The sequence below is a fragment of the Jiangella sp. DSM 45060 genome (assembly GCF_900105175.1).
Taxonomy (GTDB): Bacteria; Actinomycetota; Actinomycetes; order Jiangellales; family Jiangellaceae; genus Jiangella.
This window is the reverse complement of the sequence record NZ_LT629771.1, coordinates 5,025,625-5,038,394: the sequence shown is the minus strand read 5'-3', so window position 1 is coordinate 5,038,394 and position 12,770 is coordinate 5,025,625. Positions and strand designations below refer to the sequence as shown.

Here is a 12,770-nt window from a genome sequence, read left to right as displayed (position 1 = left end):
CGAGCGGCATCGGGACGGCTGCCGGGGGCGGGCGTCGATGCGTATGGGTGCTCATTGCGAGGGGCGTCGGGACGGCTGCCGGGGGCGGGTACCGATGCGTATGGGTGCTCATTGCAAAGGGCGTCAGGACGCCGCCGAGGCGAGCACCGATGCGGCGAGTGGGTCGGGCGAGCCGAACCGGTGCGCGGTGATGCTCACGGCCTGCTCGTGCAGGAACGGCAGCAGCTCGACGCGGCCGGCCTCGGTCACCGGCTGGGCGTAGACGGCGAGGTCGGGACGGCCGCCGGTCGCCCCGTACAGCGCCGACGGGTCGCCGCCGACCAGCCGGACCCGCCCGGTCAGCGTCGCCGCCCGGCGCCGCCAGACCGCGTCGGGCTCGACCGCGACCTCGACGCCCAGCGCCGTCACGGCCGACGTCACCGCGGCGGGCAGCTCGCCGGTCGCCGACACCGTCACCCGGGCGCCCGCGAGCACACCGGCCGCGACCACCCGCAGCAGGTCGGCGACCGGGGCGCCGGACTCGTGCCGGACCGTGACCGGGTACGGCAGGTAGCGGAACACGTTGCGCTCGGCGCTCAGCCCGGACACGTCGCGCGCGACGCCGAACTCGTCGCGCCAGGCGGCGGCGTCGCTGCGCAGCGCCCGCTCCAGCGCGTCGGCGCCGGCCAGCCCGGCGGCGTGCGCGGCGGCCAGCAGCGCAGCCGGCCCGGCGGCCAGCGGCGCCGTGGCGGTGGACGGCGCGGGCGACCAGTCGGTCAGCCCGACGAGGTAGTTCGGCCCGCCGGCCTTGGTGCCGGCGCCGACGGCGGAGCGCTTCCAGCCGCCGAACGGCTGCCGTCGGACGATCGCGCCGGTGGTGCCGCGGTTGACGTAGACGTTGCCGGCCTCGACGCGGTCCAGCCAGGCGGCAAGGTCGGCGGCGTCGCGGGTGTGCAGCCCCGCGGTGAGGCCGTAGGCGACCCGGTTCTGCAGCGCGATCGCCTCGTCCAGGGTGGCCGCGGTCATGATGCCGAGCACCGGGCCGAAGTACTCCGTCAGGTGGTACTCGGAGCCGTCGGTGACGCCGACCTTCACACCGGGCGACCAGACGCGGCCCTCGTCGTCGAGCCGGCGCGGCCGCACCACCCACGACTCGCCCGGGCCCAGCGTCGTCAGCGCGCGCAGCAGCTTGCCGTCGGCGGGGCCGATGAGCGGGCCCATCTGGGTCGTCGGGTCGGTCGGCAGCCCCACCTTCAGCGACGCGACGGCGTCGACCAGCTGGTCGCGGAACCGGCGCGACCGCGCCACCGAGCCGACCAGGATGACCAGCGACGCCGCCGAGCACTTCTGCCCGGCGTGGCCGAACGCGGAGTACACGACGTCGCGGACGGCGAGGTCGATGTCGGCGCTCGGGGTGACGACGATCGCGTTCTTGCCGCTGGTCTCGGCCAGCAGCGGGAGGTCGGTGCGGAACGAGCGAAACAGCTCGGCGGTCTCGAACGCGCCGGTGAGGATGAGCCGGCCGACCCGCGGGTCGGACACCAGCGCCTTGCCCAGCGCGGACTCGCCGACCCGGAGCAGCCGCAGCACGTCGCGCGGGACCCCGGCCGCCCACAGCGCCTCGGCCAGCACGGCGCCGCAGCGCACCGCCTGCGACGCCGGCTTCAGCACGACGGCGGACCCGGCGGCCAGCGCGGCCAGCGTCGACCCGGCCGGGATGGCGAGCGGGAAGTTCCACGGCGGCGTGACGACGGTCAGCGGCACCGGCCGCCGCACCGCGCCGTCGACGTCGTCGAGCGCCTCGGCCAGGCTCGCGTAGTAGTTGGCGAAGTCGATCGCCTCAGATACCTCGGGGTCGCCCTGGTCGAGGGTCTTGCCGGCCTCGGCCGCCATGACCTCCAGCAGCTCGGCCCGGCGCCGCTCCAGCTCGACGGCGGCACGGCGCAGCACCGCGGCCCGCTCGGCGCCGGTCAGCGCGCCCCAGCCCCGTCCGGCCGCCTCGGCCGACCCCAGCACGCCGTCCAGCGCGTCGGCCGTCCTCACCACCGCCGATTCCGCGGTGGCTGCCCCGGTGGTGCTGGCGACCGCGCGGGACAGGATCTCGCGACTCCACGCCACGTTGCCGGGCAGCGCGGGGTCGGTGTCGGGCACGTTCTGGAACTCGGTCTGGACGGCGCCGCTCACCGTCTCGCGGCGGTCCTGGACGCGGTGCGGGCGGGGCACCGTACGGTCCAGCGCGGCCAGCGAGGCGAGGAAGCGGTCGCGCTCGCGGACGAACAGCTCCTCGTGGTCGTGCAGCCCGGCCAGCGCGGACAGGAAGTTCTCCGAGCTCGCGCCCTCCTCCAGCCGCCGCACCAGGTAGGCGATGGCGACGTCGAACTCGCGCGGGTGCACGACCGGGGTGTAGAGCCGGACCTTGCCGACCTCGCGGCGGACCACCTCGGCCTGGCCCTGGGCCATGCCCAGCAGCATCTCGACCTCGACGCCGTCGCGGACGCCGCGCCGCCCGGCCAGCAGCCACGCGAAGGCGAGGTCGAACAGGTTGTGCCCGGCGACGCCGATGTGCACGTTGCCGATGTGCTCGGGCCGCAGCGCGTAGTCGAGCAGCCGCTTGTAGTTGGTGTCGGACTCCTGCTTGCTGTGCCAGGTGGCCAGTGGCCAGCCGCGCAGCGACGCCTCGACCCGCTCCATCGGCAGGTTCGCGCCCTTGACGACACGGACCTTGACCGGCGCGCCGCCGCGGCCCCGGCGTGCTGCCGCCCACTCCTGCAGGCGGACCATCGTCGCCAGCGTGTCCGGCAGGTACGCCTGCAGGACGATGCCGGCCTCCAGGCCCTCGAACTCGGGCCGGTCCAGCAGCGTGGTGAAGACCGCCGTCGTCAGTTCGAGGTCGCGGTACTCCTCCATGTCCAGGTTGACGAACGTCGACGCGGCCGCGGCCCGCCGGTACAGCGGCATGAGCGCCTCGACGACGTGCGCGACGGTGTCGTCGAACGCCCACGCCGAATGCGGCGCCACCGTCGACGACACCTTCACCGACACGTAGTCGACGTCGGGGCGGTCCAGCAGCTTCAGCGTGCCGTCGAGGCGACGACGGGCCTCGCGTGCACCGAGCACGGCCTCGCCCAGCAGGTTGACGTTGAGCCGGGCGCCGTCGCGGCGGATGCGGCCGATCGCCTTGCCCAGTTTCGCCGGCCGTGCGTCGACGACCAGGTGGCCGACCATCTCGCGCAGCGCCCGCCGCGCGATCGGCACGACCACCCCGGGCGCGACCCGTCCGGCCAGCCCGCCGGCCCGGACCGCGAGCCGCAGGTGCGCGGGCAGGAACGCGGGCACGTCGGCGGCCAGTTCGCGCAGCGCCTGGGCCGCGACCTTCGGGTCCTCCGGCCGGATGACGCCGTCGACGAAGCCGACGGCGAACGGCAGCCCGCTGGGATCGGCCAGCACCTGGGAGAGCCGCTGGGCGGCCGCGCTGGCGGGGTGCTGCGCGGACTCGTCCAGCCAGCGGCGGACGGTCGCGACGACCTCGTCGGACAGCGCCAGCAGCTCGTTCAGCCCGCCCGCGCGAGCGTCGGTGTCGTTCCAGGTCACGGCCATGTCCACAGTCTGGTCATCCGTTGGCATAAGGTAAAGCGATGTTTTCTGACGAGTACTCGTCAGATCCACTTACTGTTTCTTGGAGGCTACCGTGCTCGACGTCCGCCGGCTGCGGCTTCTCCGGGAACTGGCCGTCCGCGGCACCATCGCCGATGTCGCCGCCGCCCTGCATCAGAGCCCGTCGTCGGTGTCGCAGCAGCTCACGCTGTTGGAGAAGGAGGCCGGCGTGCCGCTGCTGCGCAAGGTCGGCCGGCGGCTGCAACTCACCCCGCAAGCCGAGATCCTGGTCGAGCACACCGCCGTCGTGCTGCAGCGGCTGGAAGAGGCGGAGTCCGACCTGCGCGCGTCGCTGCAGGAGGCCACCGGCACCGTCCGCCTCGCGGTCTTCCAGTCCGCCGCGCTGGCGCTGATGCCGGACCTGCTGCACACCCTCGCCGAGCGGCACCCGCGGCTGCGCGTCACGATGACGCAGCGCGAGCCCGAGACCGCGCTGCTGGAGACGTTCGCCCGCGACTTCGATCTCGTCGTCGCCGAGCAGTACCCGAGCCACGCCGCGCCCTGGCACCCGGAGCTCGACCGCGTCGGCCTCACCCACGACGCCCTCCGCCTGGCCGTCCCGCCCGGCGCGGCGTGGGCGCACATCACCCGGCTGGCCGACACCGCCGGGCTGCCCTGGGTGGCCGAGCCGCACGGCGCGGCGTCGCGGCACTTCGCCGAGCAGGCCTGCCGGCAGGCCGGGTTCGAGCCGGACGTGCGGTTCGAGACGGCCGACCTGACGGCGCAGATCGAGCTGATCGAGACCGGCAACGCGGTGGCGCTGATCCCCGACCTCATGTGGGCCCGGCGCCCGCCCTCGGTGCGACTGGTCGATCTCGACGGCGTGCCGCACCGGACGGTGTTCACCGCCGCCCGCCGGTCCATGGCCCAGCGCCCGTCCATCCTCGCCTGCCGCGAAGCCCTCGCCGCCGCCGTCGAGCACGGTCCGGGCCGCGCGGGTTGAAATCGGACGAAACGGGCACGTTCCGGCTGTGGCGGACGGAGTCATCGTGACGGCGGCCGGCCCGCGGATGTGGCCGGTTCTCGAGGAGTGCGCGCTGCCGTCGTTCCGCCGTTATGCCGCGCGGTGGGGCTTCGACCTCCGCGCGGAGCGGCTGCCCGCCGACGGCACGGCGGCCGACGCGGCGGCACAACGCGCCAAGTGGGCGAAGATCGCGCTGCTGCGGGCCGCGCTGAAGCGTCACGCTCTCGCCCTCTGGCTCGACGCCGACGTCCTCGTGCTGCGCGACGACGAGGACATCACCACCCACCTTCACCCGGACGCCTTCCAGGCGCTGGCCCTGGAGCAGGTACCGCACGAGCACCGGCTCAACCCCAACACCGGCGTCTGGCTGCTGCGCTCCGGGCCGGCGGCGACGGCACTGCTCGACGCGGTGGAGGCGGCCGGTCCGCAGCCCGGGCCGTGGGCCGATCAGGGCGCCGTCCTGCTGGCACTCGGCTGGAACCGTGGTGACGAGCGCTACCACTGGGCCCGGCCGGGCCGCGGCACCACCTTCCTCGACGGCACGTCCTGGCTGCCGCCGAGTTGGAACCAGCCCTACGTCGCGGGCCGGACCGCCGCGGAGTCGTACAACAGCGCCGCCGCCTCGTACTTCGACCGGCCGACGGTGCCGCGGCCGCACGTGCTGCACTTCATGGGCATGACGTCGCCGGCGCGGCTGCGGCACATGCGCGCCGCCCTCGCCCCCGCCAGGGGCGAGTCTCCATGATCATCAACCTTCTGTGCTGTCCTGGGCGACGCAGAAGGTTGATGATCACCGGGACTCGGCGAGGCGCCGCTCGCGGGCGGCCGGTCGCAGCGCGGGCACCAGCAGCATGGCGGCCAGCACGAACACGACGGGGTAGCCGGCGCCGGCGGCGACCAGTCCGGCGCCGGCCGCGCCCGCCGCCATGCCCATGTCGTAGGCCGCGTTCCAGATGGCGCTGACCGAGCCGTACCCCTCCGGTCCCACCCGCGAGTACATGAGCGCGAGCGTCGCGTTCTGCAGCACCCCGAACCCGGCGCCGAACACCGCGGCTCCCGCGATGACGGCCGCTGGGGCGCCGGTCGCGCTGACGCCGAGCAGGCCGGCCGCGGCCAGCAGCAGGCCGGGCAGCAGCAGCCGGCCCTGGCCGCCCCGGTCGCCCATGAGCCCGGCCACCCAGCGGGTGAGGGTCGCGGCCGCGGGATGGACCAGCAGCGCCGCCGCCGCGACGGAGGTGGACGAGGTGGCCAGCGGCAGGAACGTCACCAGCACCCCGACCGCCACCGTCGACGCCGCGAAGACGGCCGCCGGCCGGACCAGCCCGGCGTCGCGCAGACCATCGACGACGCCGTGCGAGCCGCCGCCGCTGGCGTCGCCGGCAGCACCGCCGCGCCCACCGGCGCCACCGGTGCGCCCAGGGAGCCCGGGCACGGCGACCAGGCTGAGCAGCGTGGCGACCGCCGTGATCGCGAACACCGTGCCGGCGCCCCACTGCCCGGCCGCCCAGACCCCGAACGGCAGTGCGACCAGCGCGGGCACCCCGCCGACGACGCCGACCAGGGCCAGGCCCTCGCCGCGGCGGTGCGCGGGCAGCAGGGCCGCCGTCAACGCGCCGCCGGCGACGATCGTGACGCCGAAGCCGAGGCCGCGCACCAGGTTGACCGCGACCACGACCGCCAGGTCCGGCGCGGCCAGCAGCACCAGCGTGGGTGCGCCGAGCAGCACCAGCCCGGCGGCGAGCGTCAGCCGGTACCCGAACCGGGCGACCAGCCGCGGCGTTGCGACCTCAGCGGCGACCGACGCCGTCAGCAGCGCGCCGGTGGCCAGGCCCGCGGCACCGATCGCCCCGGCCGCCTCGGCGACCATCGGGACGACCGACAGCGGCAGGTAGAAGCCCAGCGACGAGCCGACGATCGTGACGAACCGGAGCAGCAGCGCCCGGGAGACGAGCGGCGCGTGGACGGTGGTGGCGGCGAGCGTGGCGGTGGGCATGACCCGAACCTACGGGCGGATCGGTCCGCCCGTGAGTGCCAATCTCGCCCCCTGAAACAGGACCGATTCGCCCGGTCCCGCCCCGGCTACGCGCTCGCGGGCCCGCCGGCGCTGCCCTTCGCTCGCCCGTGGACGGCGTCGATGAGGCGGTCGTCGACCTGGTCGTAGATGACGGTGCCGACCCACACGATGAGCGTGGCGAACAACCACGTGCCGGCGCCCTCGAGGTCGAAGTTCTCGCGGGGCGTGAAGATGTCGGTCAGCACCAGCCCGACCCACGTGAGCACGAGGCCGCCGAGGAACGTGGCGCTGGAGGCGTACTTGCGCGCCGCCGACGCCATGACCCCGCGCAGCAGCATGGTGAAGACGGTGAACAGGACGGTCCCGATCAGCCAGCCCGTGAAGGACAGGCGGAACTTGTCGAACAGCACCGCGGCGATCATCAGCAGCACGCCGTTCGCTGCGACGGCCAGCACCAGGCGGATTCCCCACTTCATATCCGTACTGTGGCGCAATTGCCGACACGGCGCCACGACCTGCGAGGTTTCGTGGCGCCGCGTCGCGCGGGTTCGGGTGGTCCGTCCGGGTTCGATCAGTCCGCGGAACGCACCAGCTCGCCCTCCTCCGGCGGGACGGGTTCGTCGCGGCGGTCGCCGTGACCGGGCCACCAGGCGGCGTGCCCGATGAGCGCCGTCAGGGCCGGGGTGAAGAACATCGCCATGACGAACGCCGCGACGAAGATGCCGAACGCGATGGCGAAGCCCATCGACATCAGCAGCGCGTTGCCGCCCAGCATCAGCGAGGCGAACGTGCCGGCCAGGATGAGGCCGGCCGCGGCGACCGTCGGACCGGCATGGCGGACGGCCATGGCCGCGGCCCGGCGGGGTTCGAGGCCGTTGCGGGCCTCTTCGCGCAGCCGGGCCACCATGAGGATGTTGTAGTCGGTGCCGAGCGCCACCACGAACAGGTAGATGTAGATGGGCAGCATGAAGATCAGCCCGTCGTCGCCCTTGATGGTCTGGAACACCAGCACGGTGGCGCCCAGCGTGGCGCCGAAGCCGAGGCCGACCGACGCCATGAGATACCAGGGCGCGACCAGGCTGCGCAGCAGCACCGCCAGGATCAGCATGATGATCAGCGCGGCCACCGGGAACACGACCGAGTAGTCGCGGTTCATGGCGTCCTGGAGGTCGACGAAGACCGACGTGGTGCCGCCGACGAGCGCCTCGGTGCCGTCGGGCGCGGCGTCGTGGGCGGTGTCGCGGATGGGGCCCTCGACGTTCGCCATGGACGCGTCAGACGTGGGGTCGGAGTCGAGGACGACGGTGTACGCGGCGGTGGTGCCGTCGTCGGACACGGCCGGCGGCGTGGCGACCTGCGCGACGCCGTCGGCCCCGCTGAGCGCCGTGCCGAAGTCGGCGAGGGCGGCGTCGTCGAGGCGTTCGCCGCCGGTGCTGTGCAGCAGCACCGTGGTGGGGTCGGTGGCGCCCGGCGGCAACCCCTTCTCCAGCGTCTTCAGCGCGACCGTCGACTCGGCCGACGACGGCACGCCGGTGTCGGAGAGGTCGAACGTCGGCTTGAACCCGAACGCCAGCACCGCCAGCGCGGCCAGCACCAGCCCGGACACGACGGCGAACCGGACGGGGTGCCGGCCCAGCGCGTCGCCCATGGCGCCGAACCGGGCCGCCTTCGGCTCGTTCTTCCACGCCTTCGACGGCCAGAACACCTTCGTGCCGAGCAGCGAGACGATGGCCGGAACCAGTGTGAGCGCCGCCAGCACCGTGACGGCGACGGCGATGGCCAGCGCCGGGCCGATGGAGCGGAAGATGCCCAGCGTCGACAGGACCAGTGCCATGAACGCGACGATGACCGCGCCGCCCGCCGACGCGATGGCCTCGCCGGCGCGTTCGATGGCGTGCGTGACGGCGGACTTGCTGTCGAGGCCCTGCCGGAGCGCCTCGCGGTAGCGGAACAGGAAGAACAGGATGTAGTCGGTGCCGATGCCGTAGAGCACCACGATCAGGATGACCGTGATCGAGGAGTCGGCCTGCAGGTCGAACGCCTCGTTGGCGAACGCGATGAGACCCGTCGCGACCTGCGAGATGATGCCGACGACGATGATCGGCATGAACGCGATGATCGGGCTGCGGAAGATGATGAACAGCAGGCCGAGGATCAGCAGGATCGTCACGATGCCGACGATGGCCTCGGCGTTCGACGCCGCCTCCTGGGAATCGAGGCCCTGCGCGGCCGAGCCGGTGACGCCCATGCGCAGGCCGGTGCCGTCGAGCAGCGGCTTCGCGTCTTCGCGCAGGTCGCGGACGCTGTCCATGAGCTCTTCGCCGAACGGGTTGGCGTCTTGGGCCAGGCTGATGATCGACGTCTGGACCAGCCGGTTCTCCGACGGCGGGCTGGGCGTGATGGCGCCGAACTCGGGCAGGTTCAGGTCGCCCAGCTCGCCGGAGATCCGCTCGACGGTGGCGACGTCGTCGTCGGTGAGGGGTTCGCCGTCCTCACGGTCGAAGACCATGATGGCGGCCATCTCGGTGCGGTCGGGGAACGCGTCGGACTGCAACTCGGCAGCCTGGATGGATTCGTAGTGGTCGGGCAGGAACTCGGCCTCGTCGGTGGTCGAGGTGAGGGCGGGAGCGGTGGCGATCACAGCGACCGCCAGCACGACCCACGCGACGATGACCTGCCACGGGTGTCGGGCGACATAACGGCCCAGCGAAGCAAACATGCGATCAGTATCGACGCCCGGTCTGACATCCGTCTGACACATGCCTGACATGGCGTTCCCGCCGTCCGCGGAATGCGGCGGGAGCCGGGGGGCCGAAGAAGTCGGATGTGGTGCGCGTCACGTTCCTCGTGGCGCCACGAAGGATGTGACTTCGCCCATTTCTAAGCGTCGTGCGGGCGGTGATCTCGGGCTGGGTGGAGCGACGGAGAAGGGGTGGGGTGGCCGGCCGGTGTCAGCGGCGCGACCAGCCCCGCTCCGCCTCGGTCAGCCCGCCCCAGATGCCGTACCGCTCCGGAAGGGCCGTGGAGGCCTCCCGGCACTGCTGCGCGACCGGGCAGGACGAGCAGATGTTCTTGGCGATCTGTTCCCGGGCCCGCAGCGTGCTGCCACGACCCTCGGGGTAGAAGAGATCGGTGTCCATGCCCCGGCAGGCGGCGTACGCCCGCCATGCGTCCCGCAGCTCGAACCAGTCCTCGGTGTACGTGTTCATGTGATCGGCCAGTGCGGTCATGCGGCCAGTTCCCCCTTCGCCGTCGAGTCGAGTGGATCAGGGCCTTTGATCGACAAGACAGAGATCGGGGTCGGCTATGACGCGCCTGGCGAAGAATTTCTCGGGGAATTTTTCCGCCCGGGACGAACCGGATGAATGGCGGCGGAAACGCCACCGCCCGGTGAGCCGTGAGGGCTCACCGGGCGGTGTGGAGCGGCAGCGGACGGCTACGGCTGGAGGTAGCGGAACTGCTGGTTGATGCCACCGTGCTCGGGGTAGATGATCAACCGGCCGTTCGGGGAAACGCCCTCGACATCGAGCACGTGCTCCCACGGCGGCAGCTGGTGCAGCCCGCTGGCGATGGTCTGCGGTTCGGCACTGTCGGGGTCGAGCCGCCATTGCTGGCTGCTGCTGCCGTCGCAGTCGGCGAGGAACGTCGGCGACTGGAAGTGGGGTGCCAGCGGCACAGGCGTCAGCGGCGTGACGACGTCGAGGCACTGGCCGTTCGCCGCCCACCTGATGGTGCCGTCGCCGGGGGTCTCCCAGGTCCGCGCCGGCGAACCCGCACAGTCGCGCGCAGCCGGGTGGCCTTCGCCGTCGAGCAGGATGCAGCGCGTGGCGTCGCCGATGACGACACGAAGATCGCCGGCCCGCACGACCTCGAGCGTCGCGGCGTCGGTGGTGACCGAGCCCAGCTCGTTGGTGAAGACCGCGCGGTAGCGGGTGCCGTCGTCGTCGAGCGTGACGCCGGGACGGGTCAGCGCGGCGTCGGGGCCGCTGCCGGTGGCGTCGGGGACCGGGGTCCACGGGCCCTCGGCGGACGGCGCGCTCTCCCAGGCCCAGGTGGCCTCGGGGTTGGCCGACGCGCTGGCGGTGAACTCGACGTCGTCGCCGGGACCGGCCTCGACCGACTCGGGCTGCGCGGTGACCTCGGGCTGCCAGTGGACGGTGAGCGTGGCGGGCTCGGACGCCGCCTCGCCGACCTCGTTGGTGAACACCGCGCGGTACTGGTAGCCGTCGCGCTCGCCGCTGACGTCGGTGAGCTCGAGCGTCGACCGGACGCCTTCCTGGCGCGGGGTGGCCACCGCCTGGTCCGGCGCGCCCCACTCGCCGCCCGGCGCGCGCACCTGCCACGTGATGGTCATGGCGGCCGGGTTGGCGACGGCGACGGCCTCGAAGACGGCGGTGTCGCCCTCGACGACCGTGACGTTCTGCGGTTGCTCCTCGATGGCCGGTGGGTACTGCACCGTGATGACGGCCGGCTGGGTGGTGATGGTGCCGAGCGGGTTGGTGGCCTTGACGCGGTACTGGCGGCCGTCGAGGTCGCGGTCGGGCGCCTCGATGACCAGCGTGTCGGTGGTGGCGCCGGCGACGTCGATCCAGTCGGACTCGGCCGGTGCGTCCGGGGTGTCGGCGGTGTCGTCGGGCGTCTCGCCGGCGCGCTGCTCGGCGGAGCTGACGTAAGGCGTGCCGTCGGTGGTCGGCGCGAGCAGGAACCGCGGGCCGGACTTCGGCGCCTCGGCCGCCGTGGTGGTGGGCTGGCCGCCGGAGCCGGCGGGCGGGTCGGCGTACTGCCACTGGAGGTCGGGCGGCGGGTTGCCGGCGACCGTGACCGTGAGGGTGACGTCCTCACCGGCGACCACGACCGGGTTGGCCGGCGGCTGCACCTCGATGGTGGGCGGCTGCTCGGCCGGCGGCGGCTGGGTGGGGTCGGACGTCGGCTCTTCGGTCGGCTCGCTGCTCGGTGTCTCGGACGGCTGGGAGGGGTCGACCTCGGGCTGCTCGGCCGGCGGCTCGTCCTCCTCGACCGGCTCGTCCGGCAGGTTCGGCGGCGGCGCGTCGGCGACCGGCTGGTCAGGCTGCGGCTCGTCCTCGACCGGGTCGTCGGCCGGCGGCTCCTCCTGCTGCGGCGGCGCGGGCGGCTCGTCGGGCGGGTTCTCGGCGGGCGGGTCGTCGGACGGCGCCTCGGGCTCGGCGCTGACGGACGGCGCGGCGGCGGGCGGGTCGGCGGGGTCGTCGTTGCCCGTCAACGCCCAGGCGGCGACGGCGATGGCGGCGGCCGCCGCGGCCGCGCCACCGGCCGCGGCGAACTGCCGCGCCTGCTTGCCCCAGCTGGCCGGGTTGAGGAACGCCAGCACGCCGCCACCGGCGGCGCCGGCACCCGCGGCCACCGCACCGGCCGCGATGCCGGAGGCCGGCAGCAGCAGGGCGGGCCAAAGGATGCCGCGCATGTCGGATACGAGCAGCAGCAACTCGTCGCGCCGCTCGCGGCAGTGGGTGCAGGTGGCGAGGTGGGCGCTCATCTCGCGGGTGTCGTGCGCCGACAGCGTGCCGCGGACGTACGACGCGATCTTCGGCGCGTACGGACGGCACTCGGGCTGGACCTCGGCGGAGAGGTTGACCGCCAGGTACGCCTGCCGCAGGCCCTCGCGGGCGCGGTAGGCCAGCGCGGCGACGGCGTTGGCGGAGCTGCCCAGCGCGGGCGCCAGCGACGCCGGCGAGCGGCCCTCGATCTCGGTGTGCCAGAGCACCTGCTGCCACCGTTCGGGCAGCGTCTCGAACGCGTGCCGGACCAGCTGGCGGTCGGTGGACCGGGCCATGGCGTCGTCGGCGGTCGGCAGGATGTCGAGGATGGACGGGTCGGTCTGTGAGCCGTCGCGCTGCGACGTGCGGTGGCGGTCGATGGCCAGCCGCCGCACGACCGTCTTCAGGTAGGGCGCGAACTCGAGATCGGGGCCGCCGCCCTCGCGCAGCCGCGTGAGCACCCGGGTGAACGCCTCGGCGACGACGTCCTGCGCCTCGTCGCTGTTGTTGGTGACGATGCGGGCGACCTTGGAGGCGTCGTCGACATGGCGGCGGTACAGCTCGTCGTAGGCGCCCATGTCGCCTTCGCGCGTGCGTGCGATGAGCTGTTCGTCGCTGGCGGCGTCTGCTGGAATGGTCACCTGTT

Annotated in this window: 8 protein-coding genes; 2 read left to right on the top strand and 6 right to left on the bottom strand. The window is 73.5% G+C overall.

Annotated elements, in window-relative coordinates:
• Nucleotides 1-123: 123 nt before the first annotated feature.
• Nucleotides 124-3,576 carry a bifunctional proline dehydrogenase/L-glutamate gamma-semialdehyde dehydrogenase gene (locus BLU82_RS22365; protein WP_092626147.1) on the bottom strand — a complete coding sequence of 1,151 codons (3,453 nt, stop codon included), beginning with the start codon at nt 3,574-3,576 and terminating at the stop codon, nt 124-126.
• A 91-nt stretch (nt 3,577-3,667) separates the two neighbouring features.
• Between BLU82_RS22365 and BLU82_RS22360 the strand changes: the two genes are divergently transcribed.
• Both BLU82_RS22360 and BLU82_RS22355 read left to right on the top strand, forming a co-directional pair.
• Complete coding sequence (locus BLU82_RS22360; RefSeq protein WP_092623253.1) at nt 3,668-4,576, top strand: LysR substrate-binding domain-containing protein; 909 nt, start codon at nt 3,668-3,670, stop codon at nt 4,574-4,576.
• A 28-nt stretch (nt 4,577-4,604) separates the two neighbouring features.
• Nucleotides 4,605-5,342 (top strand): hypothetical protein, encoded by a 738-nt coding sequence (locus BLU82_RS22355; protein WP_092623252.1) that lies wholly within the window; start codon nt 4,605-4,607, stop codon nt 5,340-5,342.
• A 45-nt stretch (nt 5,343-5,387) separates the two neighbouring features.
• Here the strand turns inward: BLU82_RS22355 and BLU82_RS22350 are convergent, their stop codons facing one another.
• The 5 genes from BLU82_RS22350 to BLU82_RS22330 all read right to left on the bottom strand — a co-directional run bounded on the left by BLU82_RS22350 (nt 5,388) and on the right by BLU82_RS22330 (nt 12,765).
• Complete coding sequence (locus tag BLU82_RS22350; RefSeq protein WP_092623251.1) at nt 5,388-6,590, bottom strand: MFS transporter; 1,203 nt, start codon at nt 6,588-6,590, stop codon at nt 5,388-5,390.
• Between the two features lie 86 nt (nt 6,591-6,676).
• Nucleotides 6,677-7,087, bottom strand: coding sequence for a hypothetical protein (locus BLU82_RS22345; protein ID WP_092623250.1), 411 nt, complete (start codon nt 7,085-7,087; stop codon nt 6,677-6,679).
• A 95-nt stretch (nt 7,088-7,182) separates the two neighbouring features.
• A complete protein-coding gene (locus BLU82_RS22340; RefSeq protein WP_092623249.1) occupies nt 7,183-9,330 on the bottom strand; it encodes an MMPL family transporter in 2,148 nt (715 codons plus the stop codon).
• Nucleotides 9,331-9,562: 232 nt separating this feature from the next.
• Nucleotides 9,563-9,820 carry a WhiB family transcriptional regulator gene (locus BLU82_RS22335; RefSeq protein ID WP_069114484.1) on the bottom strand — a complete coding sequence of 86 codons (258 nt, stop codon included), beginning with the start codon at nt 9,818-9,820 and terminating at the stop codon, nt 9,563-9,565.
• Between the two features lie 227 nt (nt 9,821-10,047).
• Nucleotides 10,048-12,765 carry a sigma-70 family RNA polymerase sigma factor gene (locus BLU82_RS22330; RefSeq protein ID WP_157741192.1) on the bottom strand — a complete coding sequence of 906 codons (2,718 nt, stop codon included), beginning with the start codon at nt 12,763-12,765 and terminating at the stop codon, nt 10,048-10,050.
• Nucleotides 12,766-12,770 lie beyond the last annotated feature (5 nt).

Coding starts and splice junctions, on each gene's coding strand:
- BLU82_RS22365 (WP_092626147.1), bottom strand. CDS start 3,576: ATGGCCGTGACCTGGAACGACACCGACGCTCGCGCGGGCGGGCTGAAC.
- BLU82_RS22350 (WP_092623251.1), bottom strand. CDS start 6,590: ATGCCCACCGCCACGCTCGCCGCCACCACCGTCCACGCGCCGCTCGTC.
- BLU82_RS22345 (WP_092623250.1), bottom strand. CDS start 7,087: ATGAAGTGGGGAATCCGCCTGGTGCTGGCCGTCGCAGCGAACGGCGTG.
- BLU82_RS22340 (WP_092623249.1), bottom strand. CDS start 9,330: ATGTTTGCTTCGCTGGGCCGTTATGTCGCCCGACACCCGTGGCAGGTC.
- BLU82_RS22335 (WP_069114484.1), bottom strand. CDS start 9,820: ATGAACACGTACACCGAGGACTGGTTCGAGCTGCGGGACGCATGGCGG.